Source organism: Streptomyces sp. NPDC055189, from assembly GCF_053606765.1.
Map to the genome: position 1 here is coordinate 34,959 of NZ_JBSGSG010000061.1, position 24,500 is coordinate 59,458.

Genomic DNA, 24,500 nt, shown 5'->3' on the forward strand with positions numbered 1-24,500 from the left:
CGGCCGTCACCGGGGCAGGGGCAGGACCCGATAGGTCGGCAGGACTTCCAGACTGGTCTTGTTGGGACCTACCGGCAGCGGATACCACACGTAGCGCGGTGGGGTCAGTTCCACGCGGTAGCGGCCGGCGTCGGGACAGCCGGCGTTGGGGCAAGGGAGCGGGGTGCCCTGCTCGGCAGCGCGTACGAGGTCCGGCGCCGGGACCGGGTGGAGAACGGGATAGCGGTTGGTGAGAAACGCGTCCAGGTCGTTCGGCGCCGCGTCCCGCCCCCGGTTGCAGGCCGGGCACTGGAGCAGCGGAGTACTCCAGAACGCGTCGGAGAAGACCTCGTCGGACGCCATGCGCACGATGCGCTGCAGGCCGAGGGCCGCGTAACCCCGCATGGCCTCCATCGACTCCGGACCCATCAGGTCAGGGTGGCTGTTGGTGAAAAACCGGGCCATGCGACGACGCTGGGCCTCCGTCAAGGACATGCGGTACTTGGCTCCGGCCTCCCGTACCGTGCCGCGCACGGGATCGTAGAGCTTCAGCACGGACCCGTGAAAGTAGGCGAGGGTCGCCAGCTCCCCACGCGTCCACCACGACCGCCAGTACTCCGGGTGGTCAAGGACCCAGAACTCCTCGCAGTCCAGGATCGCATCGCTGATGATGCTCAGTACGTTCCAGCGCATCAGGGGCGACAACACCTCGTCGTCAAGGGCCAGTTCGCCGGGAGAATAGAGCTGGACGGAACGGGGAACGCCGTCGAAGTCCCCCCGCTCGATGCGCTTCTTGAGCTTCACGGCCGTCTTGTGGGTGCTGCCGCGATAGCTCAGGAAAACCTGCCGCCTCGCTTTGCGGCGTGCCCGCGCCCGGTTCTGCGACGACAGCAGGGGCGGCACCACCTTGCGCCACGGCGGCCGCGGCAACACGAGCGGGTCCACTCCGTCCGACGGCGTGAGCTGGCCCTCGATCCACTTGAGGACAGCCTTGTTGCTCTGCTCATGGGGATAGACCGGCGCCCCTCCCCGCCGGGTACCGACGACGTTGATCGGCAGGTAGCGGCGGCCCACGACGAGCACATGATCCAGCATGAAGGAAGCAGACTGGACGATGTCGTACCGATGCTCGTCCGGCCCGTCCGGTGTCCCGTCGAGGATCACCAGGTCCGAGACGAGGCTGCGGCCCACGAAGCCGCCCGCTCCGGAATCGGAGTGGTTGTGGATCCTGGCGGAGGGACCGTAGAGCCTGTGCACGAGATCGCGGCAACCGGCGAACAGCTCCCGGCCCGCCGCGTTGTTCGTGGTGAAGACGGCGACACTGACCATGGTCCCCCTTGCGCTGCTCCCGTTACCCGCGCGAAGTCGTACGTGATGCGAGTACGCGGCAGGCGTCACCGCCAATCTGAGGGGGCCGGCAGGCGTGGTCAATACGACGTATGGCGGTGTTCGGGGCTCAGAGCAGCTTCGATGCGTGCAGCGGCTGGGCTCTGCCGCCGCGCTCGATCACGCACCGGCATGGAGGCAGGCCGGCCCCTCAGGCACCCCTCGCATGGAGAACGGCTTCGGCGATTTCGCGGACGCGGTCCGTGGTGACGCCGGTGCGCTGTTCGACGGCGAGGGGATGGTCAGTGGGCTCCAGCTCGATGAACGGACGCCGGCCGACCGGCCTGGTGTGGACGTGGGTCTTCAGATTGACGGTGCTGGGCGCGTAGAGGGCGAGTTCGGTGCTCAGCCAGCCGAAGTACGGCTCCTCGGTTTCGCGTCCCGGGCTGTCCCACAAATCTGCGGCGCGGGCGAAACTGTCCGGGCTCAGCGAGGCCCAGACCCCCCAGGAGAACACCTCGTCGCTGCCGATCACGGGTAACTCGATCAGGCCCTTGACGAAGTAGTGCCGGCCCTTGATGACGCACTGGTCCGAGGAGAGCAGGCAGTCCGGCGCGTCCGCGAAGCTTTCGTCCCAGACGTAGGGCGCGGCGGCCGAGTAGTTCAGCGGCAGCTCCGCGTGGTGCTCGTCGCAGCGCGAGCAGGTGAATCCGCGATCAGTGGTCATGGGCGGGAGCCTAATGTTCGCCCGCGGAGCCGCCGTCGGCGGCGGGGCGAGCAGCTTCACCGTATGGGCGTGTCCGTCGACCCCGTCGGCCCCGTCGGCCCCGTAGGGAATTCCTCGGTGCCGAGCACGTGCAGCAGCTCCAGCCGCTCACGGGTCTCGGCGTCCCCAGGGGTGAGCACCAGCAACTGTTGGCGCTGGTCGGGAGTGACGAGGGTTTCGCAGTCCATCAGCATGCGACCCACCCGCGGGTTCATGAAGGTCTTGCGGTCGGCGCGCCGGACCGCCACTTCATGCTCGGTCCAGAGCCGGCGGAAGTCGGCGCTGGCGGCCTGCAACCGGTCGACGAGTCCGGCGACCGCGGAGTCCCCGGATCTGCGCCCGACGGCCGCCCGCAGGTCGGCCACGAGACGGCGGGCGTGGTACTCCCGCTCCTCGGGCGGGCAGACCGCGCGGGCAGCGGGGTCCGTGAACCACCGGTACACCACATAGCGCCGATCCCCGGAGAGCCCGGTGTGGTCGCCCGTCAGCAGGACCGATGTCCGGTTCTGGGCAAGGACCTCGCCCAGGTCGGAGAGCACCATGGCCGGGGTGTTGCCCAGCAGGTCGAGCATGCGCATCAGGCCGGCGCGGGCCAGGCCTGCCGCCCCGTCGGCGGGCGGGGGTTGGTGGCCGGACAGGTGGAACAGGTGATCGCGCTCGTCCTCGGAGAGGCGCAGCGCACGGGCCAGGGCGCCAAGGAGCTGGGTCGAGGGCTGGCTGCTGCGGCCCTGCTCCAGGCGCACGACGTAGTCCACCGACATGCCCGCGAGCATGGCCACCTCTTCCCGGCGCAGTCCGGCGGTGCGGCGCCGGGGGCCGTCGGCGAGGCCGACCTCGGCCGGCCGGATCGCCTCGCGGCGGCGGCGCAGGAAGTCGGCGAGCTGATCACGTTCCATGACTCCATGGTCCCTCCCGGCGGGCGGGCCAGCCAGGGAGCGCCGCTCCCACGATGAGCGCTCCTCTCCCGTCCATGGCGGCCGGGGCGCAGGGTGGGAGGCAGAACGAAGATCGACGACGAAGGAGCACACCATGCAGACGCGAGCCCTGGGCAGTACCAGTCCGGCCGTCTCCGCGCTGGGCCTGGGCGCGATGAGCATGTCGGGCGCCTATGGCGCGGCCGACCGCACCGAGAGCATCGCCACCGTGCACGCCGCGCTCGATGCCGGCGTCACGCTGGTCGACACCGGCGACTTCTACGCCATGGGCCACAACGAACTGCTGCTCGCCGAGGCGCTGCGCGGCCGGGACCGGGACAGCTACCAGCTGAGCGTCAAGTTCGGCATGCTCAGCGGCCCCGGTCCCACGTTCCACGGCCAGGACGGCCGCCCCGAGGCGGTGAAGAACTTCCTGGCCTACTCGCTGACCCGCCTGGGCACCGACCACATCGACATCTACCGTCCGGCCCGCCTCGACCCGGCGGTGCCGATCGAGGAGACCGTCGGCGCGATCAAGGAGATGATCGACGCCGGTTACGTGCGCCACCTCGGGCTCTCGGAGGTCGACGCGGCGACGATCCGCCGGGCGCACGCCGTGCATCCGGTCGCCGACCTGCAGATCGAGTACTCGCTGATCTCCCGCGCCGTGGAGGCCGAGATCCTGCCCACGCTGCGGGAGCTGGGGATCGGTATGACCGCGTACGGCGTCCTCAGCCGCGGTCTGATCTCCGGGCACTGGACGGCCGGGCGCAGCGCCGACCCCAGCGACAACCGCAGCCGCAGTCCGCGGTTCTCCGGTGAGAACGTCGAGCACAATCTCGCTCTTGTGGAGGCTCTGCGCCGGGTCGCCGAGGCCAAGGGGTGCACTGTCGCCCAGCTGGCCATCGCCTGGGTGGCTGCCCGGGGCGACGACATCGTGCCGCTGGTCGGCGCCCGCACCCGCGAACGGCTTGCCGAGGCGCTGCCCGCACTGGAGCTGACCCTCACCACGGACGACCTCGCCGAGATCGAGAAGGCGGTGCCCCCGGGCACGGCACGCGGCGACCGCTACCCGGCCGCGTTCATGTCCGGTCTCGGTGTGGGGAACTGACGGCCCGACGACCGCACGTCCCCCGCGCTCACCGACCAGGATCGGTCGCGGGTCGGCAGATTAGGGTCGAAGGCATGACGACATCCCTTGCCCACAGTGCCTTCGACTCACTGCGCCTCGACGCCGTGCCCGACCAGGAAGCGTTGCGCCGGGCCTACGCGCTTCCCAGCGATGCGGCGGTGCGCAAGCAGATGACCGAACTGACCGAGCAGACCCGGCGGTTGATCGGCTGCTCGCCGCTGGTCTTCGTCGCCAGCACGGACGCCGAGGGCAACTGTGATGTCTCCCCGCGCGGCGGCCCTGCCGGGTTCGTCGCCGTCCTCGACGAGCGCACGGTGGCGATACCGGACGCGACCGGCAACAAGCGTCTGGACACCCTGCAGAACGTCATCGCCACCGGACGGGCCGGGCTGCTGTTCGTCGTTCCGGGGCGTACCACGACGCTCAGGGTGAACGGTCGGGCCTGCGTCTCCACCCGCCCGGAGTTGCTGTCGCAGCTGACGGCCGTGGGCAAGCCGCCGGCCAGTGCGCTGGTGGTGGGGATCGAGGAGGTCTATCCGCACTGCCCCAAATCGCTGCTCCGCAGCGCGGCCTGGAAGCCGGAGCAGTGGCTGCCCGCGGACGCCCAGCCGACGTCGGCCGAGGTGACGCTGGCCCAGCTGCGGATGCCGGAGATGACGATCGCTGACATCGAGCAGGCGGAGGCGGATTCGCTGAAGTACCGCTACGAGTAACGGGCCGACCGGCGCCGGCGGGGTTCCGGCGCCGGGCTGCACCCGTGGCAATCGGCCACCACCGGCCCAAATGAGCAATTCCAGTCAACATCTGCGCGTTATTGCCGCCGCTCGCGCGAACGAGCACAGTGTCAGGGGTCAGTAGATCTCGGCATTGAGGATCCGCCATGTCGCACAACCTCTCCGCGCTCACCCCTCACCAGGCCCTGGAGGCCAGCCAGAGTCTGGTGGCCCGGCGCCGGGGCGTGCCGATGTTCGTCCCCCTGCGTTCCGCCTCGCCCTCCGGGGATCCGCGCCCCGGGGCCGGCCATCCGCCCCGTACGCCCGCGCAGTCCGCCGACCTCGAACTCGCCGACACCTTCGCCGCGTTCCGCGACCAGCTCCGTGCGGACACCGAGGAAGAGACCGTGATACGCACGCTGCAGTCGCTCGCCTACGCCGGCCTCGGGCCCGATCGCGTTCCGCCCGGAGCGTCGATGCCGGCCGACCGGGCCCCCGACGCGCACCGGCTGCTGTCAGCCGAGCAGGGCATCAGCGCGGTCGGCACCGAGGCTGATCTGCGCGCCGGGCACTTCCTGCGCGTGGTGAATTACCACAACACTCCGGCCAGCTGGAAGGACGAACTGGTCGCCGAACTGCGGGGATACAAGGAGGACTTCGAGACCGTCGATGTCGCCGATCTCGAACAGTTCGCGCGGACCGGTGTGTGGCACAAGCCGCGCCCCGGGCTGCTGCCCGTCTTCTACGAGGGCTACCGGGACAACTACGACGTCGCCGCGGCGGCCTGTGAAGAGGCCGGGGTCATCGGGTGGTTCTTCGTCTGTACCGCCTTCGTGGACACGCCGGTCGAGGCGCAGTACGACTACGCCCTCGCCCACCGCATCAAGCTCGTCCCCGAGAACCCGCGGGATGAGCGGATCGCCATGAGCTGGGAGGAGATAGGCGACCTGCACCGGCGCGGCCATGTCGTCACCCCGCACACCGCCTCCCACGCCCCTGCCCGCCAGGTGCTCACGCCGGAGGACATCGAGCGTGAGGTGATCGAGCCGAAGCGGCTGATGGACCGCGCCACCGGCGGTTCCGCGCTGTGCACCGCCTGGCTCGAAGGCTCGGCCTGGACGGGCGGGTCGGCCGCCGACCAGGCCCTGGTCGAGGCCGGCTACCGCTTCGTTTTCAGCAACACCATGGTGCAGCGGCTCCCCTGCTGACGCACGCGGACCACGGAGGGGCGGCACGCCTGTGTGCCGCCCCTGCGTCCTGTCCTGCTCCGCGGTCCTAGCCGATGTGCTGGATCATCGTGTTGCCGAACTGGTAGCGGTAGCCCGCCTCCCGCAGCGCCGTGTCCACCGCCGGGTTCGCTCCGTAGGGCGTGCCCCACAGGAACGCCGTGCAGGCGGCGTCCTGGCCGGTGACCTCGTCCATCCGGCGCTTGGGCTCGAAGATCTCGCGGTCGAGGTCCGCGCCGGTCTGCAGGGAGGCGGCCTCGGCGTGGTTCGCGGTGTGCGGGGTGACCACGTGCCGCCGGCTGAGTTCCGCGACGTCGTCCCAGGTCATGGCGAGGCGCTCGCCCTTGGCGTTCTCCTGCACCAGGTCGATGTTGTGCGCGTTGGCGTAGTCGTACTGGTCGGCGACAGGCACGTCGAGGAAGGCCGTGCAGATGAAGAACCAGGCGGTCAGGCCCGCCTCCTCGGCCAGCGGCGCGGCGACCTCGGCGTTGTTGCGGTAGCCCTCGTAGAACACCGGGATGACTCCGGGGCGGCTCTTGTGCCAGCGGCCGGTGGACCGGAACTGGTCGAGGTCCTCCAGCGTGACGGCGGAGAAGTGCTCCGCCAGCGTCTTCAGCTCGCCGCGGATCTTGTCCGTGTCGGCGTGCGGGGTGTTGTGGTAGTTCACCACGCGCAGGTACTGGCCGGAGCGCAGGGCCTGCTCCTGGCCGGAGAAGGACGGCAGTCGGGTGTGCGGGGTCGCGTTCACTGCTGGGTTGCGTCCTTCTGTGCGGTGCGGTTGCTAGGTGCGAAGTGGGCTGCCCCCATGAGCTGGAGGACTTCGATCAGGGCGGGTTCGGCGTCGTCCGGGGCGTCGGGAGCGAGAGTGCCCCGGTAGTGGCGGAGGAGTTCGGCGAGTTCTTCGCCTTCGGCGTCCCGCTGTGCCGCCGCTTCCGACTGCTGGTCGTCGTCCCGTGACGGGACCTGCAGGGCCAGGAACATGGGGATGCCCTCGCGTTCGAGGACCCGCTCCCCCAGCGCGTCGAGCCGTGCTCGGGGGTCGGGGACGGGTTCGTGGCTGCGGGGTGCTGGAGTGGTCACGTACTGGCTCCTGTGACGTCGGGTGCTGGCGGGCTGTTCGTGTTCAGGGGGCGGCGGGCACGGGGGCCAGGAGCCGGAGTTGTTGTTCGGTGGCGGCGGCTACCGCCTCGCGGCCCGCCGCGAGATAGCGCCGCGGGTCCACGCCGGTGTAGTCGTCCAGGGCGGTGCGGACGGCCCGGGTGAAGGCCCCGCTCAGATGCGTACCGAAGTTGATCTTCCGCATGCCGCGGGCGATCGCCGACCGGAGGTCGCGGTCGGGCACGCCGGACGAGCCGTGCAGGACCAGCGGTACGTCGACGGCTTCTCGCAGCCTTGCGATGAGGTCCTGGTCGAGTGAGGCGTTGCGTTCGGTCATGGCGTGGGAGCTGCCGACCGCCACCGCCAGGGCGTCGACGCCGGTGGCCCGTACGTAGTCGGCTGCTTCGGCCGGGTCGGTGCGTGCGGTGGCGGAGTGGACGCCGTCCTTGCCGCCGATCTCGCCCAGTTCGGCCTCGACCCAGATGCCGTCCTCGTGCAGGCGCGCGGTGACCGCGGCCGTCCTGGCGACGTTCTGTTCGTGGGGCAGCCGGGAGGCGTCGAACATGACGGAGCCGCAGCCCAGTTCACGTGCGCGCAGCACGAGGGCCTCGTCCTCTACGTGGTCCAGGTGCAGGGCCAGCGGGACACCGCAGCGGCGGGCGACCGCGGCCGCGGCGGCGAGCAGCGGCGCGGGATCGTCGTGGTGGTAGCGGACCGCGTTGTGGCTGACGGCGATGATGGCCGGTGACTGCGCGGCCTCGCACGCCCGGGCGATGGCCTCGGCGTGTTCCAGGGTCACGATGTTGAAGGCGAGGACCGCGGAGCCGTCGCGTACGGCGTGGTCCATCAGGCCGGCGGTGGGGACTAGGGGCATGGGGCACCTCGGTGCGGCTGTGGGTGAAGGGTGTGGACGTGGGGTGCTGTGCTAGGCGCTCACGACCGTGCTGCCGCGGCCCTCGACGGCGCGGCACACGGGGTGTTCGGGTCCGGCGTCGGTGACCAGGGTGGCCACGCGCTCCAGCGGTGTGAGGCGCACCGGTCCGCGGCGTCCGAGCTTGGACCGGTCGGCCAGGACGGTGATGCTGCGGGCCGCCGCGAGCAGGGCGCGGTCCGTCTGGGCCTCGTCGACGTGGGCTCCGGTGAGCCCCGCCTCCGTGTCGAGTCCGAAGGCGCTGGTGACGATCTGGCCGATCTGGAGTTCGTGCAGCGCGCGCTCGGTCAAGTGGCCCAGGAGGGACTGCTCGCGGTGGCGCAGGACGCCGCCGAGGACGATGACGTCGACGGACGAGGTGGCCGACAGGACCTGGGCGATCGGCAGGGCGTTGGTCACCACGGTGAGACCGCGGCGCTCGCCAAGGCGGGCGGCGAGGGCTTCGGTCGTGGTGCCGCCGCTGATGAGCACGGTGCTGTGGTCGGGGATCAGCCGCAGGGCGGCCTCGGCGATCCGGCCCTTCTCCTCCAGCCGGGTCGATGCGCGCTGCGGCTGGTCCGGCTCGAAGGCGCCGTCCACCGTGGTGGCGCCGCCGTGCACGCGGCGCAGCATGCCCTGGAGTTCGAGGTCGCGCAGGTCGCGGCGGACCGTGGAGGCGCTGATGCGCAGCAGGTCGGAGAGTTCCTGGACGTTGACCGTGCCTCGGCGGCGCAGCCGGGTCAGCACGGCGTGCCGGCGCTGGGGGGCGAGCAGGTAGTCAGTAGCCACGGGACCGGTCCACCAGGTTGATCAGTTCGCGGTCCGCGAGGAAGCGCTCCACGTTCGAGCTGACGAGTTCGAGGGTCTGCTGCTCGTAGTCCGGTGCGAACCCGGCGACGTGCGGCGTGAGGATGACTCCGGGCTCGTTCCACCAGTGGTGGTCGGCGGGCAGGGGTTCCTCGTCGAAGACGTCCAGGGCGGCTCCCGCGATGCGGCCCGAGCGCAGCCCGGCGCGCAGGGCGTGTTCGTCGACGATGCCGCCGCGGGAGACGTTGACGACCATCGCGCCGTCCTTGAGTGCGTCGAGGGCCGCGGCGTCGATCATGTTGCGCGTCTCGTCGGTCAGCGGGCAGGTGACCACGAGGTAGTCGCAGCGGCCCAGGAAAGCGTGCAGTTCGTCCGGGGTGTAGAGCTCGGTCTCGTCGGCCGCGTCCGCGGCGGGCGTTCCGAAGAACTCGCCGGACCGGGTGGCGCGGCCGCGCTTGAGGCCGAGCACGGTCATGCCGAACTGGCCGGCGAGGCGGCCTATCTCGCGCCCGATGCGGCCGTAGCCGACGACGCCGACGGTGGCGCCGCGCAGCCGGCGCGGCATGAGGGTGTTCCAGCGTTCGCCCGGCGACGGCCACTTGCCGCTGTGCTGCACCTCGACGGCGCGGGGCAGCCGGTGCGCGAGGCCGAGCAGCATCATCATCACGTACTCGGCCATGGGGACGGGCGAGATGCCGCCGATGGAGGTGAGCGGCACCGGAAGGTCCCACACGCCGGTGTCCTTCAGGTGGTCCGCGCCGGAGGTGTCCAGCTGGATCCAGCGCAGGTCCGGTGCCGTGGCGGGGGTGGCCGGGAAGACGGCGCCGGTGTGCAGGATCTGCGTCCGGCGCCACACCTCGTCGGGTATGTCCGCCGGGGAGACGGCGGGGACCTGGGTGACGGTGAGCCGCGGGTGGCGTGCGCGCAGCTCGTCGAGCCACCAGTCGGGGAAGGAGAGGGTGCTCAGGTAGTGGACGGGGGACGAAGAGGTCACTTGATTCCCGATCGTGCGAAGCCCTGGACGAAGTACTTCTGGAAGCAGAGGAAGAGAACGACCATGGGCAGTACGGAGATGAGAGCGAGCGCCATGATGGCGCCGTAGTCGGCGGTGTACTGGCCGTTGACGAACTGCATGCCGACGGCGAGGGTGTACAGCCGCTCGTCCTTGAGGACGGTCAGGGGCCAGGCGAAGTCGTTCCACTGGTAGAGGAACGTCAGCAGGGAGAGCACCGCGATGAGCGGCTTGCACAGCGGCAGGACGACGGTGAAGAAGGTGCGCAGCTGTCCGGCACCGTCCATGCGGGCGGCCTCGATGACCTCGTCGGGGATGCCGAGCATGAACTGCCGGGCGAGGAAGACCCCGAAGGCGGTGGAGGCCGCGGGCACGATCACGGCCCAGAAGCTGCCGAACATGCCCAGGGCGCTGACGAGTTTGAACTGCGGCACCATCAAGACCTGTACGGGCACGGTCATCGTGCTGAGCAGCAGCAGGAAGAGCAGGTTGCGGCCGCGGAAGCGCATCTTGGCGAAGGCGTAGCCGGCCAGCAGGTTGCAGGAGACGGTGATGAGGACGACCAGGCAGGTGATCACGGTCGAGTTCATCGCCCAGGTGCCCACCGGAAGCCGGAACACGCGGCGGAAGTTGTCCAGGGTCGGTGCGCTGGGCCAGAAGCGCAGCTGCGAGGTGTGCAGGTCCGCGATGGGCGAGAAGGCGACCAGGATCATCCAGAACAGGGGCAGGGCCATGGCCAGGCCGATGATCACCGCTGCGGCCACGCGCAGCGGGCGGTGGCGGTCGCGGCGTCCCGGGCGCGTGGCTGCGGAGGGCCGGGCCTTGGATGCGGGGACTCTGGCTGGGGAGGTGACGGACATCGGTGTCCTTCTGGGCAGGCGGGAGGAGAGGGATACGGCGGGGTGCGAGGTCAGCCGACCGTGTCCCTGTTGCGGCTGAAGCGCCACTGCAGCGCCGTGAAGATCATGACGATGACGTACAGGACGATGCCGATGGCGGCCGCATATCCCTGCTGGCGTCCTTCGAAGCCGTTGCGGTAGGCGTAGGTGATCATGACGTCGGTGGCGTGTCCCGGCCCGCCGAGGGTCATCACGTAGACGGTGTCGAAGACCTGGAACGAGTAGATGACGTTCATGATGAGCAGGAAGAACGTCGAGGGTCCGAGGAGCGGGACAGTAATGTTGCGCAGGCGCTGCCAGGGCCCCGCGCCCTCCACCTCGGCCGCCTCGTACATCTCGGGCGAGATGCCCTGCAGGCCGGCCAGGTAGATGACCATGTTGAAGCCGACCCGCATCCACAGCGTGATCAGCACGACGGAGACCATGGCGGCGCTTCCGCTGGTCTGCCAGGGGGCGGCGGGCAGGCCGAGCGTGGCGAGCAGTTTGTTCAACAGGCCGATGTTCTGGTCGAACATCAGGGTGCCGATGAGGGCGGTGGCCACGCCGGAGATGACCATGGGCAGGTAGACGAGGGTGCGCCACAGAGGGCGTGCGGGCATCACCTTGTTGAAGAGCAGCGCGACGCCGAGCCCGATCGCCATCTCCACCGGCACGGTCGCCACGCAGAAGACGGCGGTGTTCAACACCGTGCGCCAGAACACCGGATCACCGGCCAGCTGGCGGTAGTTGGCAAGTCCGGCCCAGGTGGGAGACGCGAGGCCGGTGCTGTACTGGAAGCTCAGCACCAGGGCCATGACCAGCGGGACCAGCAGGAAGACCGTGACGAGGATGAGGTTGGGCCCGAGCGTGCAGTAGGCGGCGAGCGTCTCGCGGAAGCGCGCGGCTCTGCGTTTTCGCGCGGAGGGCGCCGCGGGCGCGGGTGCGGGCGGGCGCACGTCGCGCGGCGACGAGGCGATGGTGGCCATGGCAACTCCTGGGTGCGGTAGGGAGGGCCTTACGCGGAGGCCAGCGCGGTGCGGGTGGATGCGGCGATGTTGCGCAGGGTCACTTCGGCGGGCTGCCGGTTGACGAAGGCGGCTTCCAGTTCGTCCTGCAGCGCGGAGTTGATGCGGCCGAAGCCGGGCACGGCGACCTGTTCGGTCATGGCCGGGGTCAGCGCCCTGGCCTGCTCCGCGTACACGGGCATGAGGTCGGGGCGCACCGCGTAGTCGAGGGGCTTGTCGAGCAGGGACTTGCGGGTGGGCAGTACGACGCACTGCTCGCAGAAGCGGGCCATGTTCTCTTCGTTGGCGAGGAACCTGAGGAAGTCCGCGGCGAGTTCGGGGTTCTCGGTGTCGCGGGTGGCGACCACGGCGTTGCCGCCGAGGTCGGTGGCCGCCTGGCGTCCGCGCGGCTGGAAGGTGACGCCGTACAGCTCCTTCTTCAGCGCCGGATCGATGGTCGGCAGCAGGAAGTCACCGGCGAAGCTCATGGCGACGGTGCCCGCGGTGAACAGGGCGTCGGGGAACGCGGCGCTCTTGATCGAGCTGTTGGGCGGGACGAAGCCCTGCCGGAAGAAGTCCTGCGTGAAGCGCAGGGCGCGCAGTCCGGCCGCGGACTCGATCGCCGGGGCCGTGCGGCTCTCGTCGAGGAGTCGTCCGCCGGCCTGCCACAGCCACGTCAGCCAGCGGAACGCGCCGGTCTGCTGCCAGCCGTAGACGAAGGGGTAGACGTCGTGCAGCTTCTTGCTCAGTCGTGCGCATATCTCGGTGAACTCGTCCCAGGACCAGGCCTCGTCCAGCGAGGCGGGCACCGAGGTGATGCCCGCGGTGCGGAACATGTCCTTGCGGTACAGGACCGCGGTCGTGTCGGTGTGGTGGGGGACGGCGTACGGCTTGCCCTCGTGGCAGACGGCCTCCCACAGTGCGGGCAGGAAGGCCTTGCGGTCCTGCTCCCCGAAGTAGGGGCTGAGGTCGAGGAGCTGGCCGCTGGCGCTGTACATCCCCAGGTTCGCGTAGTCGCAGCGGAACAGGTCGGGGGCCCGGCCGCCGGCGAGCAGCGCGTCCATGTTGGTGTACATCTGCTGGTAGGACTCCATCCGGATCTGTACCCGGATGCCTTTGTGGCGCCGTTCGTACGCGCGGGCCAGGGCCTGGAAGGCCGCGATCTCGGCGTCGGCGCCCCACAGCGAGAAGGTGAGCGTGTCCGCTCCTGCCGAGCCCGTACTGGAGGGCGAGAAACCGGACCGCCGGGCGAAGCCGACCGCGCCGGCGCCGGCCACGGCGGCGCCAAGGAGCGCTCGTCTGGCGACAGCCATGGTGCACAACCTCCGTCGTCAAGGGGGAGATTCGGCCGCATGGGCCTTGATGACTGCTTTTTAGTCGCCACGACCAAGCTCAGTCAATAACAAGCAAGCCTTGATTTTTATTGCTCACTTTTTCTTGACCGGCTCAGGGGGCGCGCTTAGCCTCGGCCCGGCAACCGCCCTCCCCTTCCCTCTCTCCCCCCCCGCCATCGAGAAGGAGCACACCTATGCCCGTGATCCAGGTGACCGCCCCGAAGGACGCCGACCACGAACGCGACGCGGCACGGCTCAAGCAGCTGTGCGCCCAGGTCGCAGCGGCCCTCGGCCTGCCGCCCTCCGGGGTGGTAGCGGTGCTCGGCGAGGCCGCCCTGACCAGCACGGGCCACGGGATCGTGACGGCCTGGCCGCTGGCGGTCGTGCACGGCTCCGACCGGGGCAGCCAGGCGAGGCACCGGGCCCTGGACGCGGCGGCCGGGGCACTGGCCGAGGGATGGGGCGTCCCGCGCGAGGAGGTCTGGGTCGAATGGGCGGGACTGCCGCCGGAGGGAGCGTGACCGGCTCTGCTCGGACCTGCACGATGTCGGCGCCGAGTTGGTTTTGAGTCGGCTCAGACCTGTACGACGTCCACCCCGGCGGCGCGCAGCGCCCCCAGCTCGTCCTCGGGCGCCGAGCCGTCGGTGATGACCCGGTCCAGCTGGCCGGCGGGCGCGATCCGCACCGGGCCCGAGCGGCCGAACTTCGAGCCGTCGACCAGGGCCGTGATCCGCCCTACCCGCGAGAGCAGCCAGCGGTCGGTCTCCGCCTCGTCCACGTGCGCGCCGCTGATCCCGGCGGCCGTGATGCCGTAGGCGCCCACGAATGCCTCGTCCACCTGCAGTTCCTCCAGTGCCTGGCGCGTCAGGTGGCCCAGCAGGGACATCTCGCGATGGCGCAGGTAGCCGCCGAGCACGACGGTGCTGATCTCCTCGAACTGGGCCAGGTCACCGGCCAGATGCAGCGAGTTGGTGACCACCGTCAGCCGCTCGATGCCGTCGAGCAGCGGCACCATCGCGGCCGTGGTCGTGCCGCCCGTGATGAGGATCGTGGCGCCGGGCGCGATGTGCTCCACCGCGGCGCTCGCCAGCTTGCTCTTCTCCCAGGATGCGACCCCGCTGCGCTGCGGCCGGTCGGGCTCCTCTGCCTGGACCGCCTCGGCCATCGCCCCGCCGTGGGTGCGGTTGAGCAGGCCCTGGGCCTGCAGCGCGGACAGGTCCCTACGGATGGTCGAAGGGCTGACGTCGAGCCGCTCGGCGAGCGTGCCCACATGGGCGACGCCTTCCGCGCGCACCGCGTGAAGCAGCCTCTTCCTTCGCTCGGCGCCCAGCATGGCCCTGGTCTCTCTTCTCCTCGGCGTGGACGCGACGACCGGCTCGGTCTCGCCCCCGTGACATCTGCGGCGGCGGGGGTCCGCCTGCCGCACTGGAAGCTTACTGGGGATGCTCATCCTTGCCAGAAGTTGACTCCCCGGGCCTGCGGCGGAGGCCGTACGGACGCTCACGCGGGCCGCCCCGCCCACGGCCGGAGCGTCCCGAGCACGGTGTCCCGGCCGACCGGGGCGTCCAGCAGGGCGAGGGCGGCGGCGGAGATCTCCTGCCGCGTGTGCCAGCGCGCCACGTGCCCTTCCCCGTGCCAGCCAAGGACGAGCAGCCTGGCCGCCGCCCCCGAACGGGCGGCGGCAGGAAGGTCGTTGGGCGTCCACGCCTCGGAATCGGTGCCGGGCAGGCTCGGCGCGGCCCACTTGCTCGTGACGACGAGGACGAGCGGACCTGCGACGACGGGCCGGATGAGGTCGGCCAGCTTTCCCGGCGGCACGGCGGGGGCGTAGACCAGGGCGCCGGTCAGTGGTGCGCGCCGGGAGGCGGCGCGCAGGTTCGCGCGGAAGGCGTCCGCCGTGACGTCCGCGGCGAGCGGGGTGATGCGGCCCGGCGCCTCGTCGGCGAGTTCATGCAGGTCGGCCGCCGAGCGGGCGACGGCGGTCACGGACACGGCCCGGCCGGTCAGCGCGGTGACGGCGGGGCGCAGAATGCGGGTGGCGCCAACGACCAGCACACGTCCGGCCGCTGACGCGCGGGCATCGCGTGTGGGCAGGGGCTGTTCGGTCATTCGTTTCGGCCTCTTTCGTTCGGTGTCGGCTCGGCGTGCGGGTCGGCCGGATCGGTTTCCGGATCGGTTTCCGGATCGGTTTCCGGGAGGGCCTCGGGGGCGGTCGCCGGGGTGCTCTCCGGGGCGACGGAAAGCCATCATCGCTCACTGTTGCTCGTTTCTGCTCATTGACGCTTGTTAATGAGAGTGAATAGGGTGCCGTTGTGGCGCTGCCGGCCGACGGCCTGGAGCAGCGCCGACGTACTCGTAGCCCGGCCCGCGAGGTGTCTGTCCCATGGCTGTTCCCGCTCCTTCCTCTCCCCGGTCCCTGCGCACCGCACCGCCACCCGTCTCACGGGGCGGCATAGGTCTTGCGCAGGGGCGCTACGGCGTCCGCGGCAACATCGAACTCGTGCTCTGCGACGACCGGGACGGACTGTGGGTGCTGTGGTTCAACAGCGACCCGCAGGACACCTCCCCCGAGCCGGGCGGCCCGCCGCCGGGCGAGTGGAGCGGCGCCCTGCGCTTCGCGACCGGCCGGCGGTACGACGAGGTCGGCGTGGTGCAGAGCCGCCACGGTCCGCACCACCTCGAACTCCTCGCCCGCTCCGGCGACACGACGCACCGCCTGCGCTGGAGCCCCGAGGCGGCATTCACGGCGGAACAGCCGCCGCCGACAGGACCCGCCCGCACCGCCGACACGGCGGAGACCGCCAACGGATCCCCGTGGACCGGCGTCCTGACCAAGGACGGCGAACCCCGTCTCCTCCGCGCGGACACCACCGCCTACCCCCGCCTCACCTGGGCCGACGAGACCACCGCGCACCAGCTGCCCACCGACGACCGGTGGACCGCGATGACCCTCGTCGCAGACACAGATACAGATAGCGCAGGCGCGGGGCCGGGCACGGGCGCAGACACAGAGCGCCCCGCGGTCGTGCTGGTGGGAGACCGCGAAGGCATCTGCCTCTCCCCCACCGGCGAGACGCATCCGCTCCCGGCAGGGACACTTGTCGCCGCCGCGGCCGCCGCCGACGGCACGCGGCTGTACCTGTGGTCCGAGGGCCCGTGGCTGGACGTCCTCGCGCCGGGATCCCCCGGCCGGACACGCCGCCTGTCGCTTCCGGGATCCGGCGAGGTGACCGCCCTCGCGGCCACCTCCCTCTCCCACGAGCCGGGCAGCACCGACCTCGTCGTACGCCGCGGCGGGCACCTGTGGCATCTACGCGACACCGGACGCGAGGACGCCGTGACCGCCACCGAACTCATCAGCAGGCTGACGCCCGCGCCGGGAGACGGCCCGCATTCCGTTCACCGGGGCTGACCGCCAAGCTGCCCTCAAGCCCATCCGGACACGACCAGCACGCCAGCACTACTCGCCATCGCCCCTCGCCACCACTACTCGCCATCGCTTCTCGTCATCGCTTTCAGGAAAGAGACCGAGGAACCACCATGCGCATTCTCATAGTCGGCGCCGGAGGCGTGGGTACGGCCGCCGCCAGGATCGCCGCCCGGCGCGACTTCTTCGAGCACTGCGTGATCGCCGATTACGTCCTCGACCGCGCCGTGCAGGCCAGCGAGGCCACCGAGGACGCCCGCTTCGTCGCCGCCCGCATCGACGCGTCCGACGAGGAGGCCGTCGCCGGACTGCTGCGCGAGCACCGCTGTGACGTGCTCCTGAACGCGACGGACCCCCGGTTCGTCATGCCGCTGTTCCGTGCGGCGCTGGCCGGTCGCGCCCACTACCTCGACATGGCGATGTCCCTCTCCCGCCCCCACCCCGACCACCCCTACTCCCGGACCGGCGTCATGCTCGGCGACGAGCAGTTCGCCCTGGCCTCCGAATGGGAAGGCGCGGACCGTCTCGCCCTGGTGGGCATGGGCGTCGAGCCCGGCCTCTCCGACGTGTTCGCCCGCTACGCCGCCGACCACCTCTTCGACAGCATCGAGGAGATCGGCGTACGCGACGGCGCCAATCTGACCGTCGAGGGCCACGAGTTCGCCCCGTCGTTCTCCATCTGGACGACGATCGAGGAATGCCTCAACCCGCCGGTGGTGTGGGAGAAGGACCGCGGCTGGTTCACCACCGAGCCGTTCTCCGAGCCGGAGGTCTTCGACTTCCCCGAGGGAATCGGCGAGGTCGAATGCGTCAACGTCGAGCACGAAGAGGTCCTGCTCATCCCGCGCTGGGTGGACGCCCGCCGCGTGACCTTCAAGTACGGGCTCGGGCAGGAGTTCATCGACGTCCTGCGCACACTGCACAAGCTGGGCCTCGACCGCACCGAGAAGGTGCGCGTCGGCGACGTGGAGGTCTCCCCGCGTGACGTGGTCGCCGCCTGCCTGCCGGACCCGGCGGGACTCGGAGACCGCATGCGCGGCAAGACCTGCGCCGGGACCTGGGTGAAGGGCGTCCGGGACGGCGCTCCCCGCGAGGTGTACCTGTACCACGTGGTCGACAACGAGTGGTCGATGGCGGAGTACGGCTCCCAGGCGGTGGTCTGGCAGACCGCCCTCAACCCGGTGGTCGCCCTCGAACTCCTGTCGGGCGGGCAGTGGAAGGGCAGCGGCGTCCTGGGCCCCGAAGCGCTGCCCGCCGAGCCTTTCCTCGGGCTGCTCGAGGAGTACGGCGCCCCGTGGGGCATACGTGAGCAGTAGTCAGGTAGGAGTGCACTGCTCCGGCCGCTCGACAGCCGCTCGACACCGACGCCCTGATGACCCCCGCTCCACCCCCGTCCCCACCCTCCATGCGGCCCGGAACCAACAACGATCCGCGCCATATCACCTCTGCTCGAAGGAGTTTGCGTGAAGACCGCCGTCCCCGAGACCACCGACAGTCCTGACCTGCCGCAAGGCGCCGCCCACACGCACCGCGAGATCCGCCAGCAGCCGCGCCTGTGGGCCGAGATGGCCTCCCGCGTGGCGCAGGAGCGCTCCGCCCTCGACGCGTTCCTGGCCCCTCTCCTGGCCGAGGACCGGCTGCGGATCGTCCTCACGGGCGCGGGCACCTCCGCTTACGCCGGGCAGATCGTGCGCTCGGCGCTGGCCCGGGCAACGGGCCGCACGGTCGAGGCCGTCGCCACGACGGACATCACCGCCACCCCCTCCGCGTGCTTCGAGGAGCCTGACCGGCCGACCCTGCTGGTGTCCTTCGCGCGCTCCGGCAACAGCCCCGAGAGCATCGCCGCGACCGAGATCGCCGACCAGCTCCTCGGCAACTGCGCCCACCTCCTCATCACCTGCAATGAGCAAGGCTCCCTGGCCACCCGGCATCGCGACCGTGCCGACTCCTACGTCCTCCTGACGCCGCCCGAGGCGGAGGACCAGGGCTTCGCGATGACCTCCAGCCTGACGTGCATGCTCCTCGGGGCGCTGTACTCGCTGGGCGGCGACCGTATCCAGGGCGTTGACGACTGCGCCGACGCGGCTGCGGCCCTGCTGTCCGGCGATGTGCCCGACAAGATCGCCGCACTGACCGACCGCGCCCCGGACCGTTTCGTCTACCTGGGCAGCGGCGCGCTGCAGGCGCTCGCCAGCGAGTCCGCGCTCAAGCTGCTCGAACTGACCGGAGGCGCGGTGACCGCGCTCTCGGACTCCTCACTGGGCTTCCGGCACGGTCCCAAGGCGTTCCTGACCCAGAAGACGGCGGCCGTCGTCTACGTGTCGAACGACCCCTACACGCGCCAGTACGACCTGGACATCTTCCGGGAGCTGAGCGCCGGCCTGCCCGCGGGGCAGGTGGTGGCCGTCGCCGCCCGTCCCGACGGTCTCCCGGCCGAACACACCTGGCTCCTTGACGGCATGGCCGACGCCGACGACGCCACCCTGGCGCTGCCCGCCGTGCTGTGCGCCCAGCTCGTCGCACTGGCCGCCTCCCTGGCCTGCGGGATGACGCCCGACAATCCCTTCCCGGACGGAGAGGTCAACCGGGTCGTCCAGGGCGTCACCATCCACCCCCTGCCCGCGCGCTGAGCCCACCCCAGCCCACCGCAGGACGCCGGACCCGACGAATCCCGCCGCACCTACCGCAAGGAGATGACGCCATGTACCTCGGAGTCGACGGCGGCGGGACGAAGACGGCCTTCGCGGTCGTGGACGCCGCCGGAACCGTGCTCGGCACGGCCGGCGGCCCGTCCACCGCACCCGCGCTCGGGGAACACGGCATGCGGACCGCGCGCACGGTGCTGCGCGAGGGCATCACGGAGGTCTGCCGGCAGGCGGGCACCGACCCCACGCGCCTGAAGCACGCCTTCCTCGGCCTGCCCGGCCACGGCGAGTCCCCGTCCCTGACCGAGGCGCTGGACGCGCTGCCCGCCGAAGTCCTCGGGCACGGGCGGTATGCGGTGGGCAACGACATGGTGTGCGGCTGGGCCGGATCGCTCGGCCTTGCGGACGGCATCAACGTGATCAGCGGTACGGGTTCGATGGCGTACGGCGTCCTGCGCGGACGGGAAGCGCGCACCGGCGGCTGGGGAGAGCTCTTCGGCGACGAGGGATCGGCGTACTGGATCGCGGTCCGGGCGCTGAACCTCTTCACGCGCATGAGCGACGGCCGGATGCCGCCCGGTCCGCTGCACGCGGTGCTGCGGCGCCGTCTCGGACTCGACAGCGACCTGGACCTGGTCGACGTCATGCTCCTGGGCCGCCCGGACCGCACCGCCGTCGCCGCGGTCAGCCGCCACGTCTCCGAGGCCGCGGCCGAGGGCGACGAACAATGTGCGCGCATCCTCACCCGGGCCGGCGAAGAACTGGCCGAACTCGCCCGCGCCGCCCGGCGCGCACTGGCTGCCGCGCCCGATGAGGAGGTCCCCGTCTCCTGGTCGGGCGGGGTGTTCACCGTGCCGCGCGTGCGTGAGGCGTTCACCGGCGCCCTCGCCTCCTTCCCCGAGCCGTACGCCGTCCGTCCTCCCCTCACCACTCCCGTCCTCGGCGCGGCGCTGCTCGCCGCCCGCCTCGCCGGTGAGCCGCTCCCCCGCTGAGCGATCCGCTCCGGGGCTGCCCTCCGCACACCAACTGAGCGCCCGCCGCTCACACTTCATCGGCTCCGCCGCTCTCCCCGTCCTCCCGCGTGGGACAGGCGGCCGCCGGACGCACCCGAAAGGACCCTCTCGTGCCAGCCAGCACCCCCGACCGCCGCTCCCTCGTGCTCATCGGCGCCGGCAGCGCCGTCTTCACCCGCGGCCTGCTCGCCGACCTGATCGGCGCGGACGACCTCGGCTCCTGGGAGATCCGGCTCGTCGACGTCAATCCCGATGCGCTCTCGGTCACCACCCGCCTCGCCGAGCGCATGGTCGAGGCACGCGGCGCCGGGAAGCGCATCACCGTACGCTCCTCCACCGACCGGCGCAGCGAACTGCCCGGTGCCGACTACGTCGTGACCTGCGTGGGTGTCGGCGGCCGGCCCGCATGGCAGGAGGACCACGAGATCTGCCAGCGGCACGGCGTCTTCCAGCCGGTCGGCGACTCCGTGCTGCCCGGCGGCATCTCCCGGCTGCTGCGCACCACACCCGTCATGGTCGACATCGCACGCGACATCGTCGAACTCGCCCCGGACGCCTACTTCTTCAACTACAGCAACCCGATGACGGCCAACATCCAGGCCATGACGCGCTACACGGGCGCCGAGGTCATCGGCCTGTGCCACGGAATGCACCACGTGCAGCGGGAGCTCGCGGCCTTCGCCGGGCTGCCGTTCGAGGAGACCTCGACGCTGTACGCGGGCATCAACCACCTCACGTTCATCTACGACTTCCGCCACAACGGCCAGGACGCCTGGCCGGTGGTGCGCGCGCGGATGGAGCGTGAACTCGCCGAGCCCGCCGACCCGGCCGACATCGGGGCGATCTGGGAAAACGGCAAGGCGTGGCACAACCCGTTCTCCTGGGAGTTCTTCCGCACCTACGGCGCCTACCCGGCCGCCAACGACCGGCACGTCGTGGAGTTCTTCCCCGAGCGCTGGGCGGGCGGCGACTACTACGGCAAGAAGCTCGGCGTCGATGCCTTCTCCGTACCCGAGATCCTCGCCTGGGGCGATGAGCGCTATCAGTCGATGCGCACCCAGGCAGAAGGGGACACCCCGCTCGACGAGTCCGCGTTCGACCGCTCCACCGGAGAACAGGAACAGCTCCTGGCGATCATCCGGTCGATCACGTTCGACCGGCGGGAGATGTTCTCGGTGAACGTACCCAACCGGGGCAGCGTGCCGGGCCTGCCGGACGGGGCGGCCCTGGAGATCCCGGCCGTGGCCACGGCGCGGGGGCTGCGTCAGCTGCGGGTTCCCGATCTGTCCGCCCCGCTGACCGCGATCCTGGCGCGGCGCCTCGCGCCGGTGGACCTGGCGGTCGAGGCCGCGATGACAGGGAGCCGCGACATGGTGGTCGAGGCCGTCATCGCCGACGGCGCGGTCACCGACCGGGACGCGGCCGCCGCCCTGGCGGACGACCTGCTGCGGGCCCAGAGCCGTTTCCTGCCGCGATTCTCCTGACCCGCTTGTTCCCAACTCTTTCTTCTGACCCAGCAGCACGCCGACGAGCCTGGAGAGACGATGAAGATTGCCCGCGTACGGTACGAGGGCCGGGTCCTGGCGGCCCGGGTGGAAGGCGACACCGTGTTTCCCGTCGTCGCGGAGGAACAGCGGCACATGTCCGACGCCGTGCGCGACCTGATCGCGGACGGGACGGCCCGGGAGGTGCTCGGTGCCGACGTGCCGGGGGTGCCGCTCGCCGACGTCGAACTGCTCAGCCCGCTCGCCGCCCCGCAGAAGATCATCTGCATCGGCCTCAACTACGCCGACCACATCCGCGAGACCGGCCTCAAGACCCCGGAGGTCCCGCTGGCCTTCGTCAAGACCGCGCACTGCCTGACCGGCCCCACCGCCACCGTCCGCGTGCCGCACGGCACCACCGAGCAGCTGGACTGGGAGGCGGAGCTGGCCGTGGTCATCGGCCGCACGGCGCGTGACGTGAGCGTCGAGGACGCCGCGTCGTACGTCTTCGGCTACACCGTGGCCAACGACGTCTCCGCCCGTGACGCGCAGTTCTCCGACGGACAGTGGTTCCGGGGCAAGAACTTCGACGGCTTCTGCCCGCTCGGCCCCTGGATCGCCACCGCCTCCGACGTGCCGGACCCCCAGAGCCTCGTGATCGCCGCCCGCGTCAACGGCCGGACGGTGCAGGACAGTTCGACCAAGGAGATGATCTTCGGGGTTGCCGAGACCATCGCCTACCTGTCCCGCTACATGACGCTGTACCCCGGCGACGTCATCGCCACGGGCACCCCGCACGGCGTCGGCATGGGCCGGGACCCGCAGCTGTGGCTGCGGGACGGGGACGTCGTGGAGGTGGAGGTCGAGGGCCTCGGCGTGCTGCGCAACCCGATCCACGTTACCGCCTGACACACCAACGCCGCTGATCCACGTCACCGCCTGACACGCGTGCCCGGCTAATCCACATCTCCGACTGATCCACGTCACAGACTGACGGCGGCACAACCTGCCGCCGTCCCCGGCGGCCTCCTCCGCCCCACCCTCCGGCAGGAGGAGGCCGCGCCCCCGCCCTCACGCCCGAAAGCCTCTACGCCCTTACGCCTCAACGCCGAAGGAGCCGCAATGAATATCGCCGACGATCCGGACCGCGCACCGGCCCGCTCGCACCTGTACGCGATGGGCCTGAGCGAGGAGGAGATGCGGCGTCCCACCGTCGGCATCGCCTCGACCTGGACCGGGACGATGCCCTGCAACCTGACGCACCGCGACCTGGCACGCCATGTGGCCACGGGAGTGCACCGGGCGGGCGGCACGCCCATGGAGTTCAACACCATCGCCGTCTCGGACAACCTGACGATGGGCACGCCCGGCATGCGGGCCTCGCTCGTCAGCCGGGAGGTCATCGCCGACTCGATCGAACTCATGGGGCGGGCCCATCAGTTCGACGCCATGGTGTGCATCGTCGGCTGCGACAAGACTGTGCCGGCCGCCATGATGGCCATGGCACGCCTCGACGTCCCCTCCGTGCTTCTCTACAGCGGCAGCATGATGCCGGGCACGTGGCGCGGACGCGAAGTAACCATCCAGGACATGTGGGAAGCCCTGGGCGAGCGGTCGGTCGGCCGGGTCAGCCAGGAGGACGTGGACGACCTCGCCAAGCACGCCTGTCCGGGCGCGGGCACCTGCGCGGCGCAGTACACCGCGAACACGATGGGCACCGTCGCGGACTTCCTGGGTCTCGCTCCGTTCGGCGTGGGCGACATTCCCGCCACGGCCGCGGAGAAGACGGCCGCGGCCGAGCAGGTCGGCGAACTCGCTCTCGACGTCCTCGCCCGTGACCTGCGGCCGTCCGCGATCCTGACGGAGGACGCCTTCCACAACGCGATCGTCTCCGTGGCGGCGATGGGCGGCTCGACCAACGCGGTCCTGCATCTGCTTGCCATCGCCCGCGAGGCCGGGATCGACCTCGCCATCGACACGATCGGCACGGTGTGCCGCGCGGTGCCGATCATCACCGCGCTCAAGCCGTCCGGCCCTTACACGGCGGCCGATCTGTGGCGGGCCGGCGGCACTTCGCTGGTGGCGGCGCGGCTCCTCGAGGCGGGCGTGCTGCGCGACTCGGTGACTCTGGTCGACGGGCGCTCACCGGCGGACGTGGCCTCGGACGCGGTGGGCGCGGAGGGGCAGGCGGTGGTGACGGAGGTGAAGTCCCCCGTCAAACCGCCGGGCGCGCTGGCGATTCTGCGCGGCTCGCTCGCTCCGGACGGCTGCGTGCTGAAGCTGGGCGGGCGCCCCGACTTCGTCCGCCAGGGTCCGGCGCGGGTCTTCGACTCCGAGGAGGAGTGCTTCGAGGCCATCCAGGGCGGCCGGATCGTGGCGGGCGATGTGGTGATCGTCCGCTACGAGGGTCCGGCCGGCGGTCCGGGCATGCGGGAGATGCTGTCGATCACCGGCGCCCTGGTGGGACAAGGGCTCGGGGATTCGGTCACCCTGGTCACCGACGGACGCTTCAGCGGTGTCTCGCGCGGCCTGGTGATCGGCCACGTCGCCCCGGAGGCGTGGCACGGCGGTCCCATCGCGCTCGTGGCGGACGGTGACACGGTCGTCGTCGACTCCGCGCGCAACACGCTCGATCTCGACGTCCCGGACGCGGAACTGGCCGAGCGCCGGGCACGCTGGGCCCGCCCGGACCGCCCCCTCGAGCGCGGCGTCCTCAGCAAGTACGCGGCGATAGTCGGCTCGGCATCGGACGGTGCGGTCACGGTGTGAGGCGATACCGCCATCACCCCGGGGGGGGGCCCCCCCGGGGGGGGGGGGGCCCCCCCCGGGGCG

General features: G+C 71.0%; 24 protein-coding genes. 11 read left to right on the forward strand and 13 right to left on the reverse strand.

What is annotated here, in order from left to right; genetic code table 11:
* Window positions 1-6: 6 nt before the first annotated feature.
* The 3 genes from ACWFR3_RS32380 to ACWFR3_RS32390 all read right to left on the reverse strand — a co-directional run bounded on the left by ACWFR3_RS32380 (window position 7) and on the right by ACWFR3_RS32390 (window position 2,967).
* The gene (locus tag ACWFR3_RS32380) at window positions 7-1,308 is read right to left on the reverse strand and encodes a hypothetical protein (protein WP_453738226.1); all 1,302 of its coding nucleotides are present in this window, start codon (window positions 1,306-1,308) and stop codon (window positions 7-9) included.
* Window positions 1,309-1,516: 208 nt separating this feature from the next.
* A complete protein-coding gene (locus tag ACWFR3_RS32385; RefSeq protein WP_453738227.1) occupies window positions 1,517-2,032 on the reverse strand; it encodes a DUF2199 domain-containing protein in 516 nt (171 codons plus the stop codon).
* Between the two features lie 56 nt (window positions 2,033-2,088).
* Window positions 2,089-2,967 (reverse strand): helix-turn-helix transcriptional regulator, encoded by an 879-nt coding sequence (locus tag ACWFR3_RS32390; protein WP_453738228.1) that lies wholly within the window; start codon window positions 2,965-2,967, stop codon window positions 2,089-2,091.
* A gap of 133 nt (window positions 2,968-3,100) precedes the next feature.
* Between ACWFR3_RS32390 and ACWFR3_RS32395 the strand changes: the two genes are divergently transcribed.
* From ACWFR3_RS32395 to ACWFR3_RS32405, 3 genes are all read left to right on the forward strand, one after another.
* Window positions 3,101-4,096 (forward strand): aldo/keto reductase, encoded by a 996-nt coding sequence (locus tag ACWFR3_RS32395; RefSeq protein WP_453738229.1) that lies wholly within the window; start codon window positions 3,101-3,103, stop codon window positions 4,094-4,096.
* A gap of 74 nt (window positions 4,097-4,170) precedes the next feature.
* Window positions 4,171-4,830 carry an MSMEG_1061 family FMN-dependent PPOX-type flavoprotein gene (locus ACWFR3_RS32400; RefSeq protein WP_453738230.1) on the forward strand — a complete coding sequence of 220 codons (660 nt, stop codon included), beginning with the start codon at window positions 4,171-4,173 and terminating at the stop codon, window positions 4,828-4,830.
* Between the two features lie 167 nt (window positions 4,831-4,997).
* Complete coding sequence (locus ACWFR3_RS32405) at window positions 4,998-6,038, forward strand: polysaccharide deacetylase family protein (protein WP_453738231.1); 1,041 nt, start codon at window positions 4,998-5,000, stop codon at window positions 6,036-6,038.
* Window positions 6,039-6,105: 67 nt separating this feature from the next.
* Here the strand turns inward: ACWFR3_RS32405 and ACWFR3_RS32410 are convergent, their stop codons facing one another.
* From ACWFR3_RS32410 to ACWFR3_RS32445, 8 genes are read right to left on the reverse strand one after another with little or no spacing between them, the layout of a single operon-like run.
* Entirely contained in the window at window positions 6,106-6,804 is a 699-nt protein-coding gene (locus tag ACWFR3_RS32410; protein ID WP_453738232.1) for a polysaccharide deacetylase family protein, read from the reverse strand.
* Window positions 6,801-7,136: a hypothetical protein gene (locus tag ACWFR3_RS32415; protein ID WP_453738233.1), complete on the reverse strand. Its 336-nt coding sequence runs from the start codon at window positions 7,134-7,136 to the stop codon at window positions 6,801-6,803. Before ACWFR3_RS32415 ends, ACWFR3_RS32410 begins: the two co-directional genes overlap by 4 nt.
* 43 nt (window positions 7,137-7,179) lie before the next feature.
* On the reverse strand, window positions 7,180-8,028 hold the full coding sequence (locus ACWFR3_RS32420) for a class II fructose-bisphosphate aldolase (RefSeq protein WP_453738234.1): 849 nt from the start codon (window positions 8,026-8,028) through the stop codon (window positions 7,180-7,182).
* A 51-nt stretch (window positions 8,029-8,079) separates the two neighbouring features.
* The gene (locus ACWFR3_RS32425; RefSeq protein WP_453738235.1) at window positions 8,080-8,853 is read right to left on the reverse strand and encodes a DeoR/GlpR family DNA-binding transcription regulator; all 774 of its coding nucleotides are present in this window, start codon (window positions 8,851-8,853) and stop codon (window positions 8,080-8,082) included.
* Window positions 8,843-9,865, reverse strand: a complete 1,023-nt coding sequence (locus tag ACWFR3_RS32430; protein ID WP_453738236.1) for a D-2-hydroxyacid dehydrogenase — start codon at window positions 9,863-9,865, stop codon at window positions 8,843-8,845. The genes ACWFR3_RS32425 and ACWFR3_RS32430 overlap by 11 nt, the downstream gene beginning before the upstream one ends.
* Entirely contained in the window at window positions 9,862-10,743 is an 882-nt protein-coding gene (locus tag ACWFR3_RS32435) for a carbohydrate ABC transporter permease (protein WP_453738237.1), read from the reverse strand. The genes ACWFR3_RS32430 and ACWFR3_RS32435 overlap by 4 nt, the downstream gene beginning before the upstream one ends.
* A gap of 50 nt (window positions 10,744-10,793) precedes the next feature.
* Window positions 10,794-11,747, reverse strand: coding sequence for a carbohydrate ABC transporter permease (locus ACWFR3_RS32440; RefSeq protein ID WP_453738238.1), 954 nt, complete (start codon window positions 11,745-11,747; stop codon window positions 10,794-10,796).
* Window positions 11,748-11,776: 29 nt separating this feature from the next.
* Window positions 11,777-13,078, reverse strand: a complete 1,302-nt coding sequence (locus tag ACWFR3_RS32445) for an ABC transporter substrate-binding protein (RefSeq protein ID WP_453738239.1) — start codon at window positions 13,076-13,078, stop codon at window positions 11,777-11,779.
* Window positions 13,079-13,293: 215 nt separating this feature from the next.
* Here ACWFR3_RS32445 and ACWFR3_RS32450 point away from each other — a divergent pair, with 215 nt between their 5' ends.
* Window positions 13,294-13,620: a hypothetical protein gene (locus ACWFR3_RS32450; protein WP_453738240.1), complete on the forward strand. Its 327-nt coding sequence runs from the start codon at window positions 13,294-13,296 to the stop codon at window positions 13,618-13,620.
* A 53-nt stretch (window positions 13,621-13,673) separates the two neighbouring features.
* On the opposite strand, the gene ACWFR3_RS32455 is transcribed toward ACWFR3_RS32450, so the two are convergent.
* Both ACWFR3_RS32455 and ACWFR3_RS32460 read right to left on the reverse strand, forming a co-directional pair.
* Window positions 13,674-14,432 carry a DeoR/GlpR family DNA-binding transcription regulator gene (locus ACWFR3_RS32455; protein ID WP_453738241.1) on the reverse strand — a complete coding sequence of 253 codons (759 nt, stop codon included), beginning with the start codon at window positions 14,430-14,432 and terminating at the stop codon, window positions 13,674-13,676.
* Between the two features lie 167 nt (window positions 14,433-14,599).
* Window positions 14,600-15,208: a hypothetical protein gene (locus tag ACWFR3_RS32460; protein ID WP_453738242.1), complete on the reverse strand. Its 609-nt coding sequence runs from the start codon at window positions 15,206-15,208 to the stop codon at window positions 14,600-14,602.
* A 274-nt stretch (window positions 15,209-15,482) separates the two neighbouring features.
* Between ACWFR3_RS32460 and ACWFR3_RS32465 the strand changes: the two genes are divergently transcribed.
* The 7 genes from ACWFR3_RS32465 (at window position 15,483) to ilvD (ending at window position 24,437) form a co-directional block, all read left to right on the forward strand.
* Entirely contained in the window at window positions 15,483-16,511 is a 1,029-nt protein-coding gene (locus ACWFR3_RS32465) for a hypothetical protein (RefSeq protein ID WP_453738243.1), read from the forward strand.
* A 128-nt stretch (window positions 16,512-16,639) separates the two neighbouring features.
* Complete coding sequence (locus tag ACWFR3_RS32470; RefSeq protein WP_453738244.1) at window positions 16,640-17,842, forward strand: saccharopine dehydrogenase family protein; 1,203 nt, start codon at window positions 16,640-16,642, stop codon at window positions 17,840-17,842.
* Window positions 17,843-17,989: 147 nt separating this feature from the next.
* The gene (locus ACWFR3_RS32475) at window positions 17,990-19,156 is read left to right on the forward strand and encodes an SIS domain-containing protein (RefSeq protein ID WP_453738245.1); all 1,167 of its coding nucleotides are present in this window, start codon (window positions 17,990-17,992) and stop codon (window positions 19,154-19,156) included.
* A gap of 71 nt (window positions 19,157-19,227) precedes the next feature.
* A complete protein-coding gene (locus tag ACWFR3_RS32480; RefSeq protein WP_453738246.1) occupies window positions 19,228-20,163 on the forward strand; it encodes an N-acetylglucosamine kinase in 936 nt (311 codons plus the stop codon).
* A gap of 131 nt (window positions 20,164-20,294) precedes the next feature.
* Entirely contained in the window at window positions 20,295-21,668 is a 1,374-nt protein-coding gene (locus tag ACWFR3_RS32485) for a family 4 glycosyl hydrolase (protein ID WP_453738247.1), read from the forward strand.
* Window positions 21,669-21,728: 60 nt separating this feature from the next.
* Window positions 21,729-22,577: a fumarylacetoacetate hydrolase family protein gene (locus tag ACWFR3_RS32490; protein WP_453738248.1), complete on the forward strand. Its 849-nt coding sequence runs from the start codon at window positions 21,729-21,731 to the stop codon at window positions 22,575-22,577.
* Between the two features lie 213 nt (window positions 22,578-22,790).
* Window positions 22,791-24,437, forward strand: a complete 1,647-nt coding sequence (gene ilvD / locus ACWFR3_RS32495; protein WP_453738249.1) for a dihydroxy-acid dehydratase — start codon at window positions 22,791-22,793, stop codon at window positions 24,435-24,437.
* Window positions 24,438-24,500 lie beyond the last annotated feature (63 nt).